Below are 21,517 nucleotides of genomic sequence, written 5' to 3' on the forward strand. Positions count from 1 at the left end.
AAGAAGATGTTACTGGACGGTAGCTAGTCCGCGAAACTCCGGGCCCCGCGACGCGCGGATTATTTGGATAACTATTCGGCAGCCACTCGTTTGCGGCGATTTAGCCACCGAGCGCGCCGCATCACCGGCGGACTAGGGTGCACCGATGCGGCAGAGCGGGATCATGAGCGGTTTGGTTTCGACAGTGTTGGTGTCCGTCATGGCGTTGGGCCCGCTCGGCTGCAGCTCGAAAACGCCGTCGTCATCGCCCCCTCAGCCGGCCCAGCCCGCCGGGAAGGTCGTCGTCTTCGCCGCGGCCTCGCTGAAGGCGGCGTTCGGCCAGATCGCTGAGCAGTTCAAGATCCAAAACCCCGGCAGCACAGTCGATTTCGAGTTCGCGGGTTCCTCCGAGCTCGCCACGCAGCTGACCCAGGGCGCCACGGCCGACGTCTTCGCGTCGGCGGACACCGCGCAGATGGACACGGTCGCCAAGGCGGGGCTGCTGGCCGGCAACCCGACGAACTTCGCCTCGAACACGCTGGTCATCGTCACGGCGCCGGGCAACCCGAAGAAGGTCGGGTCCTTCGGGCACCTCGCCAAGCCGGGGCTGAGTGTGGTGATCTGCCAGAAGCCGGTGCCGTGCGGATCGGCGACCCAGCGCCTCGAGGACAGCACCGGCGTGCGCCTCAGCCCGGTCAGTGAGGAACTCAACGTCACCGACGTCCTCAACAAGGTCACCACCGGACAGGCGGACGCCGGGCTGGTCTACGTCACCGACGCCCACAGCGCCGGGAACAAGGTGGCGACGGTGAACTTTCCGGAGGCCGCCGGCGCCGTCAATGTCTATCCGATCGCGGTGTTGAAGAACGCCGCACAGACTGCGCTGGCGCAAAAGTTCGTGGCGATGGTCACCGGTGATACCGGTCAGAACATCCTGGCCGGGTTGGGCTTCGCCAAACCCTGACCTTGCGGGCATTCAGTTGGAGCGTTCGAGTTCCGTTCGGGCCTGGTCGATTTGGTCGTAGGCGTACGTCACCATCGCGGCTGTGGCCATCGCCTCTCCCGTGCTGGCGAGCGATTCGTAGGTCTGGTCGCCGAGGACGCCGCGCAGGTCGGCGATGGCGGTGCTGAGTTCCGACGCGGTGAGGGGATTGAAGGCGAAACCGGCGATGGTGGCCGCCGGTTCGAGGCGTCCGAGGCGGTCGAGGAGTACGGCGAGAGTTCCCAGGGCGAAAGGGATGTAGGCGACGTTGCCGGCGTCATAGAAGTTGCGGATCGCCAGAGTGATGTGATCGAGGGCCGCCGGCGGATCGCCGTGTTCGGCCTCAAGCCGAGACAGGACGGTAGCCAGCAGTGCTTCGGCCGCGCGGCTGCCGCTGCCTTGGGCGATCACCAGGCCCCGGCGCAGGGCGTCCAGCGCGCGGGCGGGGTCAGCGTCGCGGCAGGCGAAGCCGTAGGCGTAGAGCGCGTTCGCGAGCACCCAGGGGTTATGGGTGGCTTCGGCCGAGTCGACCAGCCCGTGCGCGGCGGCCCTCGCTTCCGCACCGGCTCCGGCCACCGCAAGTCCGACCACCAGCATCGCCTGGGTGACCGTATGGGTGTCGCGGCCGCGGGCGAACTGGGCGCGACACCACTCGATGTTTCGTTCGGCCTGGCCGACGAGCGGGTACACCGCAGTGAGCGCGCCCTCGGCACCGATCTGCACCTGGCCGCCACCACCGATCACCGTCTGGCCGGCGTCGGCATAGCCGACAGCCTCGTCGATCCGGCCAGTCCAGTAGCACTGCGCGGCGTTCACGTACAGGGTCGCGAGCCGAGGATGGGCAACGGCGCGGGCGGGCTCGATGAGCTCCTCGGCCCAGGCCATGGGCTCATAATTGGCGACCAGAGCGCCGAGGAGCGCCGTGTACGCGGCGATGGCCGCAGCGGTGTCCAGATCGGCTTGGTCGGCGGCCCAGCGAAACGCGGTGCGCAGATTGGCCAGCTCGACGGTGAACCAGGCATACGCATCCCGCTGACGCGGGCTGTCCCACAGCGCCAGGATGTCGGCTTCACGTCCGGCGAAGTAGCGAGCATGGGCATCGCGGACCTCGGTGGCCTGCCCATTTGCGACGAGCTGTTCCTCGGCGAACTGGCGGATCGTTTCGAGCATCGAATATCGGGTCCGGCCCGACGACCGGTCGGCGACCAGCAGCGATTTATGCACCAGGGCGTCGAGTAGGTCGAGGACGGCGTAGTCGTCACCGGAACCCATGACCGCGCAGGCGCTTTCGAGGTCGAACCCGCCGGCGAACACCGAGCACCGCTCCAGCAGGAGTTTCTCCGCGTCCTCCAGGTGGTCGTAGGACCACGCGACGGCGTGGCGCAGGGTTTGGTGGCGTGACAGGCCGCGCCGCGAACCCACCAGGAGCCGGAATCGTTGATCCAGGCGATCTCGCACCTCGCCGGCCGACATCGACGCCATCCGTGAGGCCGCCAACTCGATAGCCAACGGAATACCGTCGAGTCGGCGGCAGATTTCCACGACAGCGACCGCTTCGTCGGGCTGGGCCAGCGAGAAGTCTGAAACCACGCTGTGGGCGCGGTCGACGAAAAGGTTCACGGCGGCGGATTCGGTTCCGGAGTCGACGTCGAGCGACGGGACGCGCCATAACTGTTCCTCGCTGACCCCCAATCCTTCTCGGCTGGTCGCGAGAATCGTTACGGTCGCCGAGGTGGCGAGGATCCCCTCGACGAGATCGGCGATACTGTCGACAACGTGTTCGCAGTTGTCGAACACGAGCAGCCGGACTCTGTCCTCCAGCGCGCCCGCGACGCTGTCGCTCATGCTTTTGCCCGGCTGTTGGATGATGCCCAGCACCGCGGCCACCGCGTCGGGCACCGCCGCGGGATCGCTTACCGCGGCCAAGTCGAAAAACCAGACCCCGTCGGGGAATTCATCGGCCAGCCGCGCCGCGACTTCGGTGGCCAGGCGGGTCTTGCCGACGCCGCCCACCCCGGTCAACGTGACCAACCGACGAGCCTTCACCGCCGCCTGCAGCTCGGCGACCTGCGACTCGCGGCCAATAAAGCTCGTGGTCTGAGGCCGCAGGTTCCCCGGGCTCGCATCCAGCGCCCGCAGCGGCGGAAAGTCTGTCGGCAAGCCCTCCGCTTTGACCTGGAACAGCTGAACCGGAGTCGACAGATCCCGCAGCCGTCGCGGCCCCAGGTCGCGTAGCTCAACACCGCTGAGTAGACCCGCCGTCGACTCAACCAGAAGGACCTGCCCGCCGTGCCCGGCGGCCATCACCCGCGCCGCGCGATTGAGCACCGCGCCGAAGTAGTCCCCGTCGCGCAGCTCGGCCTCCCCGGTCGCAATCCCCATCCGCACCGGCAACTCCAGCGCCCGCTGCGCGGCCACCGCCGCGTCGACCGCGGACCTGGGGGAAGCGAACGCCGCACACACCCCGTCACCGGTGTGCTTGAACAACCAACCCCCGTGCGCCTCGACCGCCGTGCGCAACACCTCATCGTGCGCCGCCAGCGCCGCCCGCATCCGCTCCGCGTCGGCCTCCCACCGACGCGTCGAACCCTCAACGTCGGTAAACAGAAACGTCACAACACCCGAAGGAGCCGGCACCCCAGCAGAATCTCACAACAGACCCGCTCCAAGGCCACACATCGACAGCAACCACTAGGTTGAGGCGATGTAGATCTCCCGACCACGGTTAGGGGTGTACGGATTAGCGAGCGCCGCACGGATCTGCCCCGATGGGTGTACCTCCCCGCCGCCGCGGGGACCGCGTTCGTGGTCGTGCCGCTGATAGCGATCGCGACCAAGGTCGACTGGCCGAACTTCTGGTCGCTGATCACCAGCCCCTCGTCGCGGACGGCGCTGCTGCTGAGCCTGAGGACGGCCGCCGCGAGCACCGCCCTGTGCGTCCTGTTGGGTGTCCCGATGGCGCTGGTGCTGGCCCGCAGCACCGCGCGCCTGGTCCGGCTGCTGCGGCCGCTGATCCTGCTGCCGCTCGTGCTGCCCCCCGTGGTGGGCGGCATCGCGTTGCTCTATGCGTTCGGCCGGCTGGGATTGATCGGGCGATACCTCGAGGGCGCCGGCGTCAGCATCGCCTTCAGCACGACCGCGGTGGTGCTGGCGCAGACGTTCGTCTCGCTGCCGTTTCTGGTGATTGCTCTCGAGGGTGCCGCGCGCACCGCGGGAGCCGACTACGAGATGGTCGCGGCGACGCTGGGGGCGCGACCGAGCGCGATCTGGTGGCGAGTGACGCTGCCGCTGCTGCTGCCCGGGATGACGTCGGGGGCGGTGCTGGCGTTCGCCCGCTCGCTGGGCGAGTTCGGCGCGACGCTGACGTTCGCCGGGTCGCGGCAGGGGGTGACCCGGACGCTGCCGCTGGAGATCTACCTGCAGCGGGTGAGCGACGCGGACGCGGCGGTGGCCCTGTCGATCCTGCTGGTGGCGGTGGCGGCGGTGGTGGTGCTCGGCCTGGGCGCGCGGCGACTCACCGGGGTGTCGGCGTGAGTGAATTGCAGGTCCGCGCCGTCGTCGCCGAACGCGGCGTGGATGTGGAGTTTTCGGTGGCGGCGGGCGAGGTGCTCGCCGTCCTCGGACCCAACGGCGCCGGCAAGTCCACCGCCCTGCACATCATTGCCGGGCTGCTTCGGCCCGACGAGGGCGTCGTGCGACTGGGCGGCCGGGTACTGACCGACACCGCGGCGGGCGTGCACGTGGCAACCCACGAGCGCCGGGTGGGGCTGCTGCTGCAGGACCCGCTGCTGTTCCCGCACCTGAGCGTCGCCGCGAACGTGGCGTTCGGACCGCACAGTCGCCGGGGCGCGTTCCGTTTCGGTCGCGCCGACAAAAAGGCGACCGCGCTGCGCTGGCTGCGCGAGGTGGACGCCGAGCGCTTCGCCCACCGGAAACCGCGCGAGCTGTCCGGGGGTCAGGCCCAGCGGGTCGCGATCGCCCGCGCCCTGGCGGCCGAACCCGACGTGCTGCTGCTCGACGAGCCGTTGGCCGGGCTCGACGTCGCCGCGGCCGCGGGCATCCGCGCGGCGCTGCGCGACGTCGTCACGCGAACCGGCTGTGCGGTCATTCTGATCACCCACGACCTGCTCGACGTGTTCACGCTGGCCGATCGGGTGCTGGTGCTCGAGTCTGGGAAGATCGCCGAAATCGGGCCGGTGGCAGACGTTCTCACCGCGCCGCGCAGCCACTTCGGCGCCCGCATCGCTGGCATCAACCTGGTCAACGGCACCGTAGGGCCCGACGGCTCGCTGCACGATCGCACCGGTGCGCACTGGTATGCCACTCCGGCCCAGGAGCTGGACGGCCGGGTGGTCAACGCGGTCGCGGTGTTCCCGCCGACGGCGGTGGCCGTGTACCGGGATCGACCGCGGGGCAGCCCCCGCAACACGGTCGAGGTGACGGTGGCGGAGCTGGATGCCCACGGGTCCGCCGTCCTGGTGCGAGGCCGCGAGCAGCCGGACGGCGCCCCGGGGCTGGCCGCGGAAATCACCGCGGATGCCGCCACGGAGCTGCGGCTGGCGCCCGGCGAGCGCGTCTGGTTCTCCGTCAAGGCCCACGAGGTCACGCTGTACCCAGCGCCGCACTGACCTGCGCCGACGCGCGCAAGGTTGCACATCGGAAACATCCCACGAACCGCCGCACGGCACCCTTGCGTCACAGCCGTAACGCGGTAGGTTCGTCGCCATGGATCAGGTGGACCCGAACTCGACACGTCGGAAAGGGCTGTGGGCGACGCTGGCGATCGCCACGGTGACCAGTGCCAGCGCCGTCGCCATCGCGTTACCGGCGACCTCCAACGCCGATCCCGAGGTTCCGACGCCCGTCCCGCCGACCACGACGACCGCGGCACCGGCACCGGCGCCCGCGTCGCCGACGACCACGACCCCGCCGCCGCCCGGCGCGCCGGCGGCGCCGCAGCCCCCGCCCGGCGACCCCAACGCAACGCCCCCTCCGCCGGTCGATCCGAACGCGCCGCCACCGCCGGCCGTCGATCCCAACGCGGGCCGGATCGGCAACGCCGTCGGCGGGTTCAGCTTCGTCCTGCCCGCCGCCTGGGTGGAGTCCGACGCGACGCATCTCGATTACGGTTCGGAATTGCTCAGCAAGACGACCGGCCAACCGCCGGCACCGGGGCAGGCGCCGCCGGTCGCCAACGACACCCGCATCGTGATGGGCCGGCTGGACCAAAAGCTTTACGCCAGTGCCGAAGCCAGCGACGCCAAGGCCGCGGTCCGGCTGGGCTCGGACATGGGTGAGTTCTTCATGCCCTATCCGGGCACCCGGATCAACCAGAGCGCCACCCCGCTGACGGGCGCGAACGGGATCACCGGAAGCGCGTCGTACTACGAGGTGAAGTTCAGCGACCCGTCCAAGCCGAACGGCCAGATCTGGACCGGTGTGGTCAGTGGGCCGTCGGCCGGGAACGGGCCGCCCCAGCGCTGGTTCGTGGTGTGGCTCGGAACCTCGAACGACCAGGTGGACCAGGGCGCCGCGAAGGCGCTGGCCGAGTCGATCCAGCCCTGGACAGCGCCCGCGCCCCCCGCGCCGGCGCCGGGCGCCCCCGAAACCGCCCCCGGCGCGCCGGCGCCCGCTCCCGGGGTACCGGCACCCGCCCCGGCGCCGGGCCAGGCGCCCGCGAGCGAAGTCACCCCCACCGCCGCGCCGACGCCGCAGCGCGCCTGATCGGGGCTATCCCGTTGCGGCCGTGACGAATAGCGGCATGATGTAGTGATGGCCCCGGCGGTGACGACCACGACCATGCGCGCGTGGCGGGTGCGCCGCCCTGGACCCATGGCGACCGGCCCACTCGAGCAAGTCACCGCCGAGGTGCCGCGGCCCGCGCCGACTGAGCTGCTGGTGGCGGTTCGCGCGTGCGGCGTGTGCCGCACCGACCTGCACGTCACCGAGGGTGACCTGCCCGTGCACCGCGATCGGGTGACGCCCGGTCACGAGGTGGTGGGGGAGGTCGTCGAGGTCGGCGCCGAGGCGGGTGACGGGTTCAAACCGGGGGACCGGGTGGGCATCGCCTGGCTGCGCCACACGTGCGGCGTGTGCAAATACTGTCGTCGGGGCAACGAGAACCTGTGCCCGGAATCCCGCTACACCGGCTGGGACGCCGACGGCGGGTACGCCGAATTCGCGACCGTCCCAGCCGCTTTCGCGCACCACCTGCCGAGCGGTTACAGCGACACCGAGCTGGCGCCGTTGCTGTGCGCCGGCATCATCGGATACCGGTCCCTGTTGCGCGCGGAGCTGCCTGTCGGCGGGCGGCTGGGCCTCTACGGTTTCGGCGGCAGCGCCCACATCACCGCCCAGGTCGCATTGGCCCAGGGCGCCGAGGTGCATGTGATGACCCGCGGGGCCGAGGCGCGCGAGCTGGCGCTGGAACTCGGCGCCGCGTCGGCCCAGGGCGCGGCCGATCCGCCGCCGGTGCCGTTGGACGCCGCGATCCTGTTCGCGCCCGTCGGCGAGCTGGTGCTGCCCGCGCTGGCGGCGCTGGACCGCGGCGGCACCCTGGCGATCGCGGGAATTCACCTGTCCGATATCCCGTCCCTGAACTACCAGCGCCACCTGTTCCAGGAGCGCCAGGTCCGATCGGTCACGTCGAACACGCGGGCCGACGCGCGCGCCTTCCTCGAGTTCGCCGGGCAACACCACATCGAGGTGACCACGCCCGAATACCCGCTCGCCCAGGCCGACGCGGCCCTGACGGATCTGAGCGCCGGCCGCATCGCCGGTGCCGCGGTCCTGCTCGTCTGAGCGGGGCTCAGCTCGACAGGTGCCACACCAGCGCCGCGGCCAGGGCGCCGAGCCCGTTCAGCGACCAGTGCAGCGCGATCGGAGCGATCAGGCTGCCGCTTCGCCGGCGCAACCAGCTGAAGACGAAGCCGGCCGCCCCGGTCGCCAGCACCGCCAGCGTCACACCGGCCAGCATCCCAGCGAACCCGCCGCCGAACAGTCGGGTGAAGCCGACATTGTTGCTGGTGAGCCCCAGCGACGTGGCGACGTGCCAAAGGCCGAACAGCAGCGACCCGCCCAGCGCCACCCCGCGAAAGCCCCAGGCGCGGTTCAGCGCGCCGTGCAGCACGCCGCGAAACGCCAGCTCCTCGGGGATGACGGTCTGCAGCGGGATGATCACCATCGACGCGATCAGCGCGCCGGAGATCGTGGCGTAGTGGTTGTTCAGAAACATCGGCCGCGTCGCCGGCAACAGGATCCCGATCGCGATCACCGACGCCACGACGGCCACGGCGCCCAGCGCATAGGCCAGCCCGGGCCTCCAGTGTTCGCGGCCGAGACCGAGGTCCGTCCAGCCCAGCCCGCGGTAGCGCATCAACGCGACCAGCCCGACGGCGGCGGCCGGGACGGTCGCGATGCTCGCCCACGGCGTGGTGAAGTGCGCGACGAGGTTCGTCAGCACCAGCACGACGACCACCACGGCAATGTCCAGATGGATGCGCAACCGGTGGAGCGGCGACGGCGGTGCGGCGGCGATGGCGTCGGGCATCCGGCAAGTTTACCTGCGGCCCCCGTCGGGCCAGCTCAGCTCGGCTGGGCCGCCTCCCAGGTCCATCCCGAGATCGCCGGGTCGTCCTCGCCGTGCTCGCGGGTGTAGGCGCGCGCGGCGAGGCGGGCGTCGACCATGCGCTGCCGCAACACGGCGGCCTGGCTGGCCAGCCCGTCCACCCGGTCGATGACGTCGATGACCAGGTGGAACCGATCGAGATCGTTGAGCATCACCATGTCGAACGGCGTCGTCGTGGTGCCGCGCTCCTTGAAGCCGCGCACGTGGATGTGCGGGTGGTTGGTGCGCCGGTAGGTGAGCCGGTGGATCAGCCACGGGTAGCCGTGGTAGGCGAAGATGACCGGCTTGTCGCGGGTGAACAGCGCGTCGAACTCCTTGTCCGGCAGGCCATGCGGGTGCTCGGATTCCGGTTGCAGCCGCATCAGGTCGACGACGTTGACCACCCGGACGGCCAGGCCGGGCAGCTCGCGCCGCAGGATGTCGGCGGCGGCGAGGACCTCCAGCGTCGGGATGTCCCCCGCGCAGGCGAGCACCACATCGGGCTCGGCGGCGGCGGTGCTCGCCCACGGCCAGATGCCCAGGCCGCGCGCGCAGTGGGCGATGGCCTGGTCCATGTCCAGGTAGGCCAGCGCGGGCTGCTTGCCCGCCACGATCACGTTGATGTAGTTGCGGCTGCGCAGGCAGTGGTCCGCCACGGACAGCAGCGTGTTGCCGTCCGGCGGCAGGTAGACCCGCGTCAGCTCGGCCCGCTTGTTCGCGACCAGGTCGATGAAGCCGGGGTCCTGGTGCGACGCGCCGTTGTGGTCCTGGCGCCAGACGTGGGAGGTCAGCAGGTAGTTCAGCGAGGCGATCGGGCGCCGCCAGGGCAGCTCCCTGCTGGTGGCCAGCCACTTCGCGTGCTGGTTGAGCATCGAGTCGACGATGTGCACGAACGCCTCGTAGCAGTTGAACAGGCCGTGCCGGCCGGTCAGCAGGTAGCCCTCCAGCCAGCCCTGGCACAGGTGCTCGGAGAGCACCTCCATCACCCGGCCGTCGGGCGCGAGGTGCTCGTCGTCGGGCCCTATTTCGGAGAGCCACACCTTGTCGGTCGCCCCGTAGACGGCGTCGAGCCGGTTGGACGCGGTCTCGTCGGGGCCCATGAGCCGGAAGCGGTCGGAGTTGCGGGCGATCACGTCGCGCAGGAAGGTGCCCAGTATCCGGGTGGCCTCGTGCGTCTCGGCGGCCGGCTGCGGCACCGCCACGGCGTAGTCGCGGAAGTCCGGCAGCTCGAGGTCGTGCAGCAGCAGCCCGCCGTTGGCGTGCGGGTTGGCGCTCATCCGGCGGTCGCCGTGGGGCGCCAGCGCCCGCAGCTCGGGGCGCAGCGCGCCGTTGCCGTCGAACAACTCCTCGGGCCGGTAGCCGCGCAGCCATTCCTCCAGCTGGGCGCGGTGCTCGGGATTGTCGTGGGTTTCGGCCAGCGGCACTTGATGCGCGCGCCAGGTGCCCTCCACCTTCTTGCCGTCCACCACCTTCGGGCCGGTCCAGCCCTTCGGGGTGCGCAGCACGATCATCGGCCACACGGGCCGCTCCGAGCGGCTCCCGCCGCGGGCGGCGCGCTGGATGGCCGCGATGTCGTCGAAGGCGTCGTCGAGGGCGGCGGCCAGCTGCTGGTGCACGTTGGCCGGGTCGTCCCCGGCGACCGTGATGGGGCGGTAGCCGTACCCGCGCAGCAGGGATTCGAGTTCGGCGTGGGGGATGCGGGCCAGCACGGTCGGGTTGGCGATCTTGTAGCCGTTCAGCTGCAGGATGGGCAGCACGGCGCCGTCGGTGACCGGGTTCAGGAACTTGTTGGAGTGCCAGCCGGCGGCCAGGGGGCCGGTCTCGGCCTCGCCGTCGCCGACCACGCACGCCACCACCAGGTCCGGGTTGTCGAACGCCGCCCCGTAGGCGTGCACCAGCGCGTAGCCCAGCTCGCCGCCCTCGTGAATCGATCCCGGCGTCTGGGCCGCGACGTGACTGGGGATCCCGCCGGGAAAGGAGAACTGCCGGAACAACTTCCGCAGCCCCTCGGCGTCCTCCTCGATGCCGGTGTACACCTCGGTGTAGGTGCCCTCCAGGTAGGCGTTGGCGACCAGCCCGGGCCCGCCGTGGCCCGGCCCGGTGACGTAGATGACGCTGGCGTCGCGGTCGCGGATGACCCGGTTCAGGTGCGCATAGATCAGGTTGAGCCCGGGGGTGGTGCCCCAGTGGCCCAGCAGCCGGGGTTTGACGTGCTCGGACGACAGCGGTTCGGTCAGCAGCGGGTTGTCCAGCAGGTAGATCTGCCCGACCGAGAGGTAATTGGCTGCGCGCCAATACTTGTCGATGAGGGCGAGTTCGTCGTCGGAGAGGGCTGCGACACTGGTGGTCGGGGTTTCTACAGTCACCCCGCCGATTGTCCGCGCCCGAGGTGAACGGCGCTCGTCGCGCTATTCCTCCCCGCGGGCCCGCGCCTCGTACGCCCGGCGCTTCTCCACGTCGACGTCGTCGGTGAAGACGTGGTCGCCGCCGAGCAGGCGGTTGAGCCCCTCGGCGATCCTGCGCGGCCAGAACCTCTGGGACACCACCATCGCGCCGGCGGCCTTGGTGATCCGCACCCGCGGCTTGGGGTGGGCCACCAGCCTGACGATTGCGTCGGCGATCTCGGCCGGCTCGGCGTTGCGGAACCCCTTCATGCCGGGTGTCCCGGCGACGAGCTCGGTGTTGACGAACGTCGGCAACACCATGGAGAACTCCACGCCGGCCGAGCGGTACTCCAGCCGGGCCGAGTCGGTGAACGCGACGACTGCGTGCTTGCTGGCGCAGTAACTGGCCAGGCCGACGATATAGAGCTCGCCGGCCAGGGAGGCGACGTTGATGACGTGCCCGGATCCGCGCGGAACCATGCGCTGCACCGCCAGCTTGCTGCCCAGCATGACCCCGTAGACGTTGATGTCGAGGATGCGGCGGGTGACCGCGTCCGGCTCGTCGATGATCCGCCCGACGGGCATGATGCCGGCGTTGTTGATCAGCACGTCGATCGGCCCGAGCTGGCGCTCGACCTCATCGAGGAAGTCGGCGAACGAATGCGCGTCGGTCACGTCGAGTTTCCCGTAGACGTCGAGGCCGAGCGCAGCGCCCGACTCCTTCACCCGCACCTCGTCGATGTCTCCGATCGCGACCTTGGCGCCCAGGTTATGCAGCGCGGTCGCGGTGGCCAGCCCGATCCCGCGGGCGCCGCCGGTGATAACGACGACCTTGTCGCGGACCCTCAGCCCGATCGATGCCGCATCTGCCATGGCGGGTCCTCCCAAAAAAGTTGACGGGTGTCAGGTTGGCGCTGGGGTAAGCACAGCACTGGACGCCGCCCCGCGCAAATAGCGCCGTGGAAGCCGATACTCGCAACCGTGACCGAGGTGCGCGCGGCCGTCCCGGAGGACGCCGACGAGGTGGCCCGGGTGCAGGTGCGCTCGTGGCGGTCGGCCTATCGGGGCCTGATCGCGCAGGACTTTCTCGACGGCCTCACGCCCGAGTTCTTCGCCCACCGATACACGTTCGGCCGGGTGGGGATTGGGCTGCCGTCAACCCTGGTCGCGGTCGACGGCTCCGATATCCGCGGCCTGGCGACCACGGGCCTGTGTCGCGAGGTGGAGTTCCCGAATCTCGGTGAGCTGATGGCGATTTACGTCGATCCCGCGCACACGCGGACGGGGGTGGGGCGGCTGCTGATGGCCGCCGCGCGCCAGCGGCTGCGCATCCTGGGCGTCGCGGGCGCGTTGCTCTGGGTGCTGGAGGGCAACGTCGACGCCCGCCGGTTCTACGAACGCGACGGGTGGCGTTTCGACGGAACCCGCCGCACAACGGCTTTCGGAAGCGCGCCGGCGCAACAGGTCCGCTACCGCTGCGCACCCGTCTAGTGCAGGCCCAGCCACACCAGGCTGGCCCCGCCCACCAGGGCGCAATAGACGGCGAACGGTGTCAGGGTGCGGGTCTGGAAGTACCGGGTCAGAAACCGCACGGCCAGGTAGGCGCAGACGAAGGAGGCGACGCTGCCGGCCAGCACCTGGCCGCCGATCCCGGCGCCCAGCGGCCCGAACAGGTCGGGAATCTTGTAGACCCCGGCCGCCAGGATGATCGGCGTGGCGAGCAGGAACGAGAAGCGGGCGGCGTCCTCATGCGAGAGCCCGCGCCACAGGCCGGCCACCATCGCGATGCCGGAGCGACTGATGCCGGGCAGCAGCGCCAGGATCTGCGAGGAGCCGATCACCAGCCCGCGGCCCATCGACAGCTGGGCCAGCCGGTTGTCGATGGCCTCGCCGCGATGGTCCTCGTGCTCTTCGTCGCCGGCCGGCGAAACGCGGCGGCGCAGCACCTCGCCGGCATACAGCGCGATGCCGTTGAGCAACAGGAATGCCGCCGCCGGAATGGGTTTGCCCAGCGTGGTCCGGAACAGGTGCTCGAGGGCCACCCCGGCCAGGCCGACGGGGATGGTGGCGACCACGATCAGCCAGGCCAGCCGCTCGTCGGGCGTCTGGATCCGGCGATACCGCAGCGAGGAGAAGAAGCCGGCGACGATCCGCAACCAGTCCCGCCAGAAGAACACCAGCAGGGCGGCGGCGGTGGCGACGTGCAGGCCGACGATGAACGCCAGATACGGCGACTCGGGGCTGGAGACGTTGAGGTCCCGGGCCCAGCGCCCACCGACCAGCGCCGGCACCAACACCGAGTGCCCGAGGCTGGAGACCGGGAACAGCTCGGTGACGCCCTGGAACGCGCCGACTACCACGGCCTCGACGTAGCTCAACTGCGCGGTCATTGGGTGAGGCGCCTCCATCCGGGATCGTGAACAAGAACTACCGAGCGTAGCTGGTCGGGATTCGCGCGCGAACCGGCTTGGGCGGCTGCACATTTGGCCGCCGCGCAACTGCTCGCGGGTGGCCGCTGACCAGCCGGGTACGGTGGGCGGATGGCGGAGGGGCTGCTCGAAACCGTGCGCGTGCTGGACCTGTCGGGTGGCAGCGCCGACGCGGTCACGCGCCTGTTCGCCGATCTCGGCGCCGACGTCCTCAAGATCGAGTTCCCGGGTGGCAGCCTGGGGCGCGACGCCCTGCCGGCGCTGGCCGGCGCCAGCATCCCGTTCGCGCTGCACAACGCCAACAAGCGGGCCGCGGTGCTGGACCCGCTCGAGGACGGCGACTGCGGCCGGTTCCTCGACCTGGCCGCCGAGGCCGACATCGTCGTGGACAGCGGCCTGGCAGGGCACGTCGGTGCCTTCGGGATATCGGGCGCGGAGTTGGCGGCCCGGTATCCGCACCTGGTGGTGCTGTCGGTCACCGACTTCGGCGAGACGGGTCCGCGCTCCGCCTGGCGTGCCACCGATCCGGTGTTGTTCGCGATGTGCGGCTCGCTGGCGCGTTCCGGTCCCACCAACGGCACCCCGGTGCTGCCGCCGGACGGCATCGCCTCGGCCACCGCCGCGGTGCAGGCGGCGTGGGCGGCGCTCGTCGCGTACTACAACCGGTTGCGCTGCGGCACGGGCGATTACATCGACTTCTCGCGGTTCGACGCGGTCGTGATGGCGCTCGACCCCGCGTTCGGCGCGCACGGGCAGGCCGCCGCCGGCACCCGCCACAGCGGGCAGTGGCGCGGGCGCCCGAAGAACCAGGACGCCTACCCGATCTGCCCATGCAAGGACGGGTACGTCCGGTTGTGCGTGATGGCGCCGCGGCAGTGGCGGGGGTTTCGCCGCTGGCTGGGGGAGCCCGAGGAGTTTCAGGGCCCCGAATACGACGCGATCGGCGCCCGGATGGCGGCCTGGCCCGAGATCAGCGTGCTCGCTCAGGCCCTGTTCGCCGACCAGACGATGAAGGACCTGGTCGCGGCGGGGCAGGCCCACGGGGTGCCGATCGCCGCGGTGCTGCCGCCGTCCTGGGTCCTGGGCTCCGACCATTTCCAAGAGGTGGGCGCGATCACCGAGGCCGAGCTGTTGCCGCGGGTGCGGACGAGCGTGCCCACCGGGTATTTCGTCGTCGACGGGCAGCGCGCGGGTTTCCGCACGCCGGCCCCGGCCATCGGGCAGGACCAACCGTATTGGCGCGGTAACCCGGTGCTGGTGCGCGCGCCGTCGGGAAGGGTCGGCGACTACCCGCTGACCGGGCTGCGGATCCTGGACCTGGGCATCATCGTCGCGGGCGGCGAGCTGAGCCGGCTGTTCGGCGACCTGGGCGCCGAGGTCATCAAGGTGGAAAGCGCCGACTATCCCGACGGCCTGCGGCAGGCCCGCGCCGGCGACGCCATGAGCGAGTCGTTCGCGTGGACCCACCGCAATCAGCTCGGCCTGGGCCTGGACCTGCGCAGCGCCGAGGGCAAGGCGATCTTCGGCCGGCTGGTCGCCGAGGCCGACGCGGTGTTCGCCAACTTCAAGCCGGGAACCCTTGCCGCCCTTGGCTTTGACTACGACGCGCTGCGCGCCATCAACCCGCGGATCGTGCTCGCGGGCAGCAGCGCCTACGGCGACAGCGGCCCATGGCGCACCCGGCTGGGCTACGGCCCCTTGGTCCGCGCCGCCACCGGGGTCACCCGGCTGTGGACGTCGGAGGACGCGGACGACCGGGCGGACGGCCAGGCCGGCACGGGACGGCACGCCTTCTATGATGCGACGACGATCTTCCCCGATCATGTCGTCGGGCGGGTCAGCGCCATCGCGGCGCTGGCCGCGCTGATCCGTCGCGATCGCACCGGCGCCGGCGCTCACGTCCACGTCTCGCAGGCCGAGGTGGTGATCAATCAGCTCGACACCCTTTACGTCACCGAGGCCGCGCTGGCTGCGGGCATCGGCCCGATCCGCGACGACACCAGCCTGCACGCGGTCTACCCGTGCGCGGGCGACGACGAATGGTGCGTCATCTCCATCGCCTCCGACGACGAATGGCGCTGCCTCGCAAGCCTTCTCGACCACCCGCAATGGGTTGACGACCCGCGGTTCGCGACCGGCGAGTCGCGGCTGGCCAACCGCCGCGAGTTGGTCGAGCTGGTGTCCGCCTGGACCCGCACCCGCACCCCGCTGCGCAACGCCGAACTGCTGCAGGCGGCCGGGGTCCCGGCCGGTCCGATGTACCGCCCGCCGGACATCCTCGAAGACCCCCAGCTGATCGGGCGAAAGCTGTTCAGCGACATGACTCATCCGCTGATCGAGCGCCCGATGCCCGCGGAGACGGGCCCGGCACCGTTTCAGCACATTCCGCCGGCCCCACAACGCGCGGCGCCCCTGCCCGGCCAGGACACCCGCGAGATCTGCCGGAACCTGCTCGGGTTGGGCGCGGACGAGACCGAGCGGCTGATCCGCGACGGCGTGCTGTTCGCGACCGCCGGACCGACCTAGCCCGGCTGGCCCGTCCCCGCGCGCCGAACGCCGCGCTGGCGTGACGCTCGGCAACCAATGCCGCGCTGGCGTGACGCTCGGCGAGGCCGGGCTGCGGGCCGGCCGGATCCATAGTCACGCTAAATTCGTCGCATGAGCGTCGATCCCAGGACACCGGTGCTGATCGGCTACGGCCAGGTCAACCACCGCGACGAAATCGACCCGGCGGCGCGGTCGGTCGAACCGGTGGACTTGATGGCCGCCGCGGCGCGGGAGGCCGCGGATGCCCGCGTGATCGAGGCGGTGGACTCCATCCGCGTGGTGAACGTGCTGTCGGCGCACTACCGCGACCCCGCGCTGCTGCTGGGCGAGCGGCTCGGCGCCGAGGAATACACGACCCGGTACAGCCCGGTCGGGGGCAACGTCCCGCAGTCGCTGGTCAACCACGCCTGCCTGGACATCCAGCAGGGCCGGGCCGGTGTCGTGCTGCTCGCGGGCGCCGAAACCTGGCGCACCCGCCGGGGGCTCAAGGCCAAGGGCGGCCGGCTCGAGTGGACGGCGCAGGACGAGTCCGTGCCGATGGCCGAGATGATCGGCGAGGACGTCCCGATGTTCGGCGAGGCGGAGCTCAAGAGCGGGCTGAACCTGCCGTCCTTCGTCTACCCGCTGTTCGAGCAGGCGCTTCGCATCGCCAACGGCGAATCCGTCGACAGCCACCTCACGCGCATCAGCGAACTGTGGGCGCGGTTCAACGCCGTCGCGGTCGGCAACCCGCACGCGTGGATCCGCAAGCCGGTGACCGCCGAGGAAATCCGGCGGGCCGGGCCGCAGAACCGGATGATCAGCTGGCCCTACACCAAGCTGATGAACTCCAACAACATGGTCGACCAGGGCGCCGCGCTAGTCCTGACGTCGGTCGAGCAGGCGCAGCGCCTGCAAGTCCCCGCCGACCGGTGGGTGTTCCCGCACGCCGGCACCGACGCGCACGACACCCCCTCCATCGCCGAGCGCGACGAGCTGCACCGCTCGGCGGCCATCCGGATCGCGGGCGCGCGGGCCCTGCAGCTGGCCGGCCTGGGCATCGACGACGTCGACTATGTCGACCTGTACTCCTGCTTCCCCTCCGCCGTTCAGGTCGCGGCGGCCGAACTGGGCCTTAGCACCGACGACCCGGCCCGCCCGCTCACCGTCACCGGCGGGCTGACCTTCGCGGGCGGCCCGTGGAGCAACTACGTCATGCATTCGATCGCCACCATGGCCGAACTGCTGGTGGCCAACCCCGGGCGCCGCGGCCTCATCACCGGCAACGGCGGCTACCTGACCAAACACAGCTTCGGCGTCTACGGCACCGAGCCGCCGGCCGAATTCCGTTGGGAGGATGCGCAGCCGGCGGTGGACCGCGAGCCCACCCGGGAGGGCCTGGTCGAATGGGACGGCGTCGGGACCGTCGAAGCCTGGACCACACCATTCGACCGCGAGGGGCGACCCGAGAAGGCGTTCTTGGCGGTGCGCACGCCCGACGGGGCCCGGACCCTGGCCGTCATCGCCGACCCGGATGCCGCCGAAGCGACGGTGCGTGAAGATATCGGTGGCGCCAAGGTTGCCGTCACCCCGGACGGCAACGCGGCGCTGCGGTAACCGGCCGGGCGGATCGCCACGGGTCAAAGGTCCCCAATCCGGGGGCAACGGTCGCGTAAGTGACACCAACTTGCCTATTGTCGGGTTGGACGTTGGGGGAGGTGAGCCCAGGTGCACGTCCTGGTTACCGACGCCACCGGCGCAGTAGCGCGGCTGGCCGCACGGCAGCTGATCGCTGCCGGACACACGGTCAGCGGGATTGCTGAACACCCCCATCCCTGCTTGGATCCGGGCGTCGAGTTTGTTTGCGCGCCGCTGAGCGACCCCGTCCTGCAAGGCCTGGCCGACGAGGCCGACGCGGTGATCCACCTGGCCCCGATCGACACCAGCGCGCCCGGGGGCGCGGACATCGACGGGGTCGCCCACGTGACTGACGCTGCCGCACGCGCCGGTGCGCGGCTGCTGTTCGTGTCCCAGGCCGCCGGCCGGCCGGAGCTGTATCGACCCGCCGAGGAGCTGGTGTCCACCGGTTGGGCGCCCAGCCTGGTCGTCCGGATCGCGCCGCCCGTCGGCCGCCAGCTGGACTGGATGGTGTGCCGCACCGTGGCGACGTTGCTGCGCACGAGGATTTCCGCGGCCTCGACCCGGCCGATGCGCGTCCTGCACGTCGAGGACCTGGTCCGGTTCCTGGTCTTCTCGCTGAGCACCGACCGCACCGGCGCGGTCGACCTCGCCACCCCTGACACCACCAACGCGGTCACAGCGTGGCGGCTACTGCGATCCGTTGGCCCGCGTTCACGACTGAACGGGGTTCGCAGCTGGTCGAAGTTGATCCCGAAGATGGATCTCACTGCGGTGCAAGAGGATTGGGGTTTCGAATTCGGCTGGCAAGCGCTCGAGGCGGTCGCCGACACCGCGCGCGGCCTCGCCGGGCGCCGGCTCCTTCCGGAGGGTGCGCTCAGCCACGGCGGCCAGGTGGCGCTTCCGGTCGAGGTCCTCCCGCGGCCCCGGCCGTCCGACGAATTGCGCAGCGCGGCCCCCGACGGGATGGAGGGCGAGTTCGACGACCGGATCGATCCCCGGTTCCCGGTCTTCAGTGCTGCCCGGCTGGCCGAGGCGCTGCCCGGCCCGCTCACCCCGATAACGCTCGACGTTCAGCTCGGCGGGCTGCGCACGGCCAGCCGGGTGATGGGCCAAGTGCTCGCGCTGGGCGGCGTGGTCGACGACGAGTGGAGCAGCCGGGCGATCGCGGTCTTCGGCCACCGCGCGTACGTCGGGGTGTCGGCCAACGTCGTCGCCGCCACCCAGCTGCCCGGTTGGGACCAGCACGCCGTCACCCGGAACGCCCTGGCCGACCAGCCGCAGGTCGGCGACGTCCTGCCGTTCGGCGAGCCGAAGCTGGCCGAGGGGGCGCTCGGGTCGCTCGCCAAAGCGGTCGTGACGGCGCGCTCGCTGGCGGTGATGCGCCACCTCAAACGCGACACGCTGGCCTACGCCGCGGCCGCGAAGGCCGAGCACGCCGATGCAGCGCAGCTGGCCGCGCTGCCGGAAGCCGCCCTCGAGGTCCGGGTGCCGCTGCTGCGGGATCGCATCCACCAGGGCTGGATCCTCACGGCGTTGTGGCTGATCGATTCGGGGGTCACCGCGGCGGCCCTGGAGCCCACGCGGGCCGCGTCCCGGGTGGCGGGACTGGGCACGATCGTGGAAAGCACCCGCATCGCGTCCGAGGCCGCCGAACTGGCGGCGGCGTTGCGCAGCGATCCACCGTTGTGTGCGCTGGCCGCCGAGGGCAACATCGGCAGCATCCGTGCGCTGTCTCCCGACACCGCCGCCGCCCTCGACGCCGCCGTCGCCAGGATCGGGCACCGCGGGCCGGGGGAGGCGGAGCTGGCCAGCCCGGTGTTCAGCGACGACCCGGCGATGTTGCTGACGGCGGCCGCCGAGCTGGCCGACCCCGCGCTGGTCACCGAGCCGGCGCCGCCTCCTTCACTCGTGCGGCGAGTGGCCGCCAACGCCCGCGGCTCGCGTGAGCTGGCCCACGACGCCACCCTGCGGTTCACCCATGGGCTGCGGATGACGTTGCGCGAGTTGGGATCCCGGCGGGTCGCGGCGGACCTGATCGACCTCGCCGACGACGTCTACTACCTCACGTGTGACGAGCTGATCACCATGCCGGCCGACGCGCGGCTGCGGATCAAGCGCCGCCGGGCCGAGCGGGAGCGGCTGCAGGTGCAGCGCCCTCCCGACGTCATCGACGGCAGCTGGGCCCCCGTGGGCCAGCTCGGCGACGCCTGAGCGCCGTCAACCCACCAGCCCGCGCAGGAATAGCGCGTTGCGCACGGCGTGGCCGCCCAGATCGTTGTTGAAATACATCCACACGTCCCTGCCGTCGCGGCCCCATTCGGCGATCTGGTCGGCCCAGCGTCGCAGCTGGTCGTGCGAGTAGCAGCCGGCGTAGATCGCGTCCTGATCCGGGCCGTGCATCCGGACGTACACCAGATCGGTGGTGGCGCGGGGCACATACGCCAGCCCGGCACCGCTCATCACCACGTACGCGGCGCGGCGGCGTTCCAGCAATTCGTACACGGCCGGCTCGTTCCAGGACGGGTGGCGCAGCTCGACGGCCACGCGGATGGATTCGGGCACGCTGCCCAGGAAGGCGTCCAGGCGCGCGTCGTCACGCTGTTGCCCCGGGTGCAGTTGGACGAGCAGCACCCCGCGGCGGTCGCCCAGCAGCTGCCAGCAGCGCTCGAACCGCTCGATCCACGGTTCGGGCGAGGACAGCCGACGATAGTGCGTCAGCCCACGATGCGCCTTGACCGACATGCGGAAGCCGTCGGGCAGCTGATCGCGCCAACCGGCGAACGTCGAATCCTTGGGCCACCGATAGAAACTCGCGTTCAGCTCGACGGTGTCGAAGACCTCGACGTAGCGGGCCAACCGGCGCGCCGACGGCAAGCCCGTCGGGTAGAGCACGTCAGCCCAATGGTTGTAGGACCATCCGGAGGTGCCGATCCGCACGGTCAATGCCGGTGCACCTCGTCGTTGTCCACACCGCACCGCCTACCCGAACCGTTCTCGAGCAAACCCCGGCCGTCACTTCGGGGGCAGGCCGCGGGCGTAGCCGGCGCCCCGGGTGACCCAATCCTGCAGTTGCCGTTTGGTTCGCACGCCGTCGGCGTCGACGCGCAGCCAGCCGCGGGCTTCCCGGCCCGCCATCACCATGGGGCCGACATGGGCACGCTTCAGCAGCTTGTCGGTGTCCTGTGGCGGCACCCGGACCAGCAATCCGCCCTGGCCGCTGGCGGCCACCGACATGTTGCCGTTGATCAGGAACGCCAGACCGCCAAACATCCGCTTCTCCTCGACGCCGCGCTGGGGGCCGAGCAGTTCGCGGATCCGGTTGACCAGGTCTTCGTCATAGGCCATGGGCCGACCCTAGCCCCGAGGTCCGACAGGCTCGGCGATATGTCGATCACCCGACACCCAGAAATGAGGACAGCCGCCCCCTTGCGGGGGCGGCTGCCACATTCCGGTTTTTAAGTACCGGTGTTAGCGGGGCGTTCCGATGGTGCCGCCGCCGTTGACCTGGCCCCCGGCGTTGCCCGCGGGGGTGTACGCCTGGAAACCGGTGGACGTGTTGACGCCCCACTGGCCCACGTCCGGATTGAACACGACCGGAAGCTGGGTGCCGTCGGGGTCACCGACGGGCGGAATCCAGGTGGCCGGCAGCCCGTAGCGGCCCGGGTCGTTGTAGTGCCCCGGCGGCGGGAAGCCGTTCTGGCCCGGGGGAAGCGGGCTGCCCGGCGCGTTGCAGTTCACGCCCGGCGCGCCGGGGTTACAGATCGGCAGACCGGGCACGGTCTGGCCCGGACCCGGCAGGTCACGGTCGCCGCCCGGCACGTTCGGCCCCGGCACATTGGGGCCGGGTCCCGGCACGTTCGGGCCCGGATCGGCCAGCGCGAAACCGGTTCCGATCCCCAGCGCCGCGGATCCCAGGCCACCGGCCATCGCGGCGGTGGCGGCGATCTTGGTGAGGTTCATGTGAACTCCT

Annotated in this window: 17 protein-coding genes; 9 read left to right on the plus strand and 8 right to left on the minus strand. The window is 70.9% G+C overall.

What is annotated here, in order from left to right; genetic code table 11:
- Positions 1 to 145: 145 nt before the first annotated feature.
- Entirely contained in the window at positions 146 to 943 is a 798-nt protein-coding gene (gene modA / locus AC5Y5E_RS24865; RefSeq protein ID WP_499905826.1) for a molybdate ABC transporter substrate-binding protein, read from the plus strand.
- Between the two features lie 12 nt (positions 944 to 955).
- On the opposite strand, the gene AC5Y5E_RS24870 is transcribed toward modA, so the two are convergent.
- Complete coding sequence (locus tag AC5Y5E_RS24870) at positions 956 to 3,577, minus strand: ATP-binding protein (protein WP_499905828.1); 2,622 nt, start codon at positions 3,575 to 3,577, stop codon at positions 956 to 958.
- A 123-nt stretch (positions 3,578 to 3,700) separates the two neighbouring features.
- Between AC5Y5E_RS24870 and AC5Y5E_RS24875 the strand changes: the two genes are divergently transcribed.
- From AC5Y5E_RS24875 to AC5Y5E_RS24890, 4 genes are all read left to right on the plus strand, one after another.
- Positions 3,701 to 4,495 carry an ABC transporter permease gene (locus AC5Y5E_RS24875; RefSeq protein WP_499906371.1) on the plus strand — a complete coding sequence of 265 codons (795 nt, stop codon included), beginning with the start codon at positions 3,701 to 3,703 and terminating at the stop codon, positions 4,493 to 4,495.
- Positions 4,492 to 5,589, plus strand: coding sequence for a sulfate/molybdate ABC transporter ATP-binding protein (locus AC5Y5E_RS24880; RefSeq protein ID WP_499905829.1), 1,098 nt, complete (start codon positions 4,492 to 4,494; stop codon positions 5,587 to 5,589). Before AC5Y5E_RS24875 ends, AC5Y5E_RS24880 begins: the two co-directional genes overlap by 4 nt.
- 97 nt (positions 5,590 to 5,686) lie before the next feature.
- Positions 5,687 to 6,685: an alanine and proline-rich secreted protein Apa gene (locus AC5Y5E_RS24885; protein ID WP_499905830.1), complete on the plus strand. Its 999-nt coding sequence runs from the start codon at positions 5,687 to 5,689 to the stop codon at positions 6,683 to 6,685.
- Positions 6,686 to 6,733: 48 nt separating this feature from the next.
- Entirely contained in the window at positions 6,734 to 7,762 is a 1,029-nt protein-coding gene (locus AC5Y5E_RS24890) for a zinc-binding alcohol dehydrogenase family protein (protein ID WP_499905832.1), read from the plus strand.
- 7 nt (positions 7,763 to 7,769) lie between these two features.
- Here the strand turns inward: AC5Y5E_RS24890 and AC5Y5E_RS24895 are convergent, their stop codons facing one another.
- Genes AC5Y5E_RS24895 through AC5Y5E_RS24905 form a run of 3 tightly spaced genes read right to left on the minus strand, consistent with a single transcriptional unit; the run spans position 7,770 to position 11,824 of the window.
- A complete protein-coding gene (locus tag AC5Y5E_RS24895; RefSeq protein WP_499905834.1) occupies positions 7,770 to 8,510 on the minus strand; it encodes a CPBP family intramembrane glutamic endopeptidase in 741 nt (246 codons plus the stop codon).
- Positions 8,511 to 8,545: 35 nt separating this feature from the next.
- The gene (locus AC5Y5E_RS24900) at positions 8,546 to 10,933 is read right to left on the minus strand and encodes a phosphoketolase family protein (RefSeq protein ID WP_499905836.1); all 2,388 of its coding nucleotides are present in this window, start codon (positions 10,931 to 10,933) and stop codon (positions 8,546 to 8,548) included.
- 42 nt (positions 10,934 to 10,975) lie between these two features.
- Entirely contained in the window at positions 10,976 to 11,824 is an 849-nt protein-coding gene (locus AC5Y5E_RS24905; RefSeq protein WP_499905837.1) for an SDR family oxidoreductase, read from the minus strand.
- A gap of 108 nt (positions 11,825 to 11,932) precedes the next feature.
- On the opposite strand from AC5Y5E_RS24905, the gene AC5Y5E_RS24910 reads away from it, so the two are divergent.
- A complete protein-coding gene (locus AC5Y5E_RS24910) occupies positions 11,933 to 12,442 on the plus strand; it encodes a GNAT family N-acetyltransferase (protein WP_499905839.1) in 510 nt (169 codons plus the stop codon).
- Here the strand turns inward: AC5Y5E_RS24910 and AC5Y5E_RS24915 are convergent.
- Positions 12,439 to 13,341, minus strand: a complete 903-nt coding sequence (locus tag AC5Y5E_RS24915) for an undecaprenyl-diphosphate phosphatase (protein ID WP_499905841.1) — start codon at positions 13,339 to 13,341, stop codon at positions 12,439 to 12,441. The genes AC5Y5E_RS24910 and AC5Y5E_RS24915 overlap by 4 nt on opposite strands.
- 150 nt (positions 13,342 to 13,491) lie before the next feature.
- On the opposite strand from AC5Y5E_RS24915, the gene AC5Y5E_RS24920 reads away from it, so the two are divergent.
- From AC5Y5E_RS24920 to AC5Y5E_RS24930, 3 genes are all read left to right on the plus strand, one after another.
- The gene (locus AC5Y5E_RS24920; protein ID WP_499905843.1) at positions 13,492 to 15,906 is read left to right on the plus strand and encodes a CoA transferase; all 2,415 of its coding nucleotides are present in this window, start codon (positions 13,492 to 13,494) and stop codon (positions 15,904 to 15,906) included.
- Between the two features lie 132 nt (positions 15,907 to 16,038).
- A complete protein-coding gene (locus AC5Y5E_RS24925; protein ID WP_499905844.1) occupies positions 16,039 to 17,523 on the plus strand; it encodes an acetyl-CoA acetyltransferase in 1,485 nt (494 codons plus the stop codon).
- A 111-nt stretch (positions 17,524 to 17,634) separates the two neighbouring features.
- The gene (locus tag AC5Y5E_RS24930; protein ID WP_499905846.1) at positions 17,635 to 19,758 is read left to right on the plus strand and encodes a Rossmann-fold NAD(P)-binding domain-containing protein; all 2,124 of its coding nucleotides are present in this window, start codon (positions 17,635 to 17,637) and stop codon (positions 19,756 to 19,758) included.
- Between the two features lie 6 nt (positions 19,759 to 19,764).
- Here AC5Y5E_RS24930 and AC5Y5E_RS24935 read toward each other — a convergent pair whose 3' ends face one another.
- The 3 genes from AC5Y5E_RS24935 to AC5Y5E_RS24945 all read right to left on the minus strand — a co-directional run bounded on the left by AC5Y5E_RS24935 (position 19,765) and on the right by AC5Y5E_RS24945 (position 21,507).
- Entirely contained in the window at positions 19,765 to 20,490 is a 726-nt protein-coding gene (locus AC5Y5E_RS24935) for a DUF72 domain-containing protein (RefSeq protein ID WP_499905848.1), read from the minus strand.
- A 69-nt stretch (positions 20,491 to 20,559) separates the two neighbouring features.
- Positions 20,560 to 20,892: a TfoX/Sxy family protein gene (locus AC5Y5E_RS24940; protein WP_499905849.1), complete on the minus strand. Its 333-nt coding sequence runs from the start codon at positions 20,890 to 20,892 to the stop codon at positions 20,560 to 20,562.
- A 123-nt stretch (positions 20,893 to 21,015) separates the two neighbouring features.
- Positions 21,016 to 21,507, minus strand: coding sequence for a hypothetical protein (locus AC5Y5E_RS24945; protein ID WP_499905851.1), 492 nt, complete (start codon positions 21,505 to 21,507; stop codon positions 21,016 to 21,018).
- Between the last annotated feature and the right edge of the window lie 10 nt (positions 21,508 to 21,517).

The sequence above is a fragment of the Mycobacterium sp. NGS54 genome, assembly GCF_059812465.1.

Coding starts and splice junctions, on each gene's coding strand:
- modA (WP_499905826.1), top strand. CDS start 146: ATGCGGCAGAGCGGGATCATGAGCGGTTTGGTTTCGACAGTGTTGGTG.
- AC5Y5E_RS24885 (WP_499905830.1), top strand. CDS start 5,687: ATGGATCAGGTGGACCCGAACTCGACACGTCGGAAAGGGCTGTGGGCG.
- AC5Y5E_RS24890 (WP_499905832.1), top strand. CDS start 6,734: ATGGCCCCGGCGGTGACGACCACGACCATGCGCGCGTGGCGGGTGCGC.
- AC5Y5E_RS24895 (WP_499905834.1), bottom strand. CDS start 8,510: ATGCCCGACGCCATCGCCGCCGCACCGCCGTCGCCGCTCCACCGGTTG.
- AC5Y5E_RS24905 (WP_499905837.1), bottom strand. CDS start 11,824: ATGGCAGATGCGGCATCGATCGGGCTGAGGGTCCGCGACAAGGTCGTC.
- AC5Y5E_RS24915 (WP_499905841.1), bottom strand. CDS start 13,341: ATGACCGCGCAGTTGAGCTACGTCGAGGCCGTGGTAGTCGGCGCGTTC.
- AC5Y5E_RS24920 (WP_499905843.1), top strand. CDS start 13,492: ATGGCGGAGGGGCTGCTCGAAACCGTGCGCGTGCTGGACCTGTCGGGT.
- AC5Y5E_RS24925 (WP_499905844.1), top strand. CDS start 16,039: ATGAGCGTCGATCCCAGGACACCGGTGCTGATCGGCTACGGCCAGGTC.
- AC5Y5E_RS24940 (WP_499905849.1), bottom strand. CDS start 20,892: ATGGCCTATGACGAAGACCTGGTCAACCGGATCCGCGAACTGCTCGGC.
- AC5Y5E_RS24945 (WP_499905851.1), bottom strand. CDS start 21,507: ATGAACCTCACCAAGATCGCCGCCACCGCCGCGATGGCCGGTGGCCTG.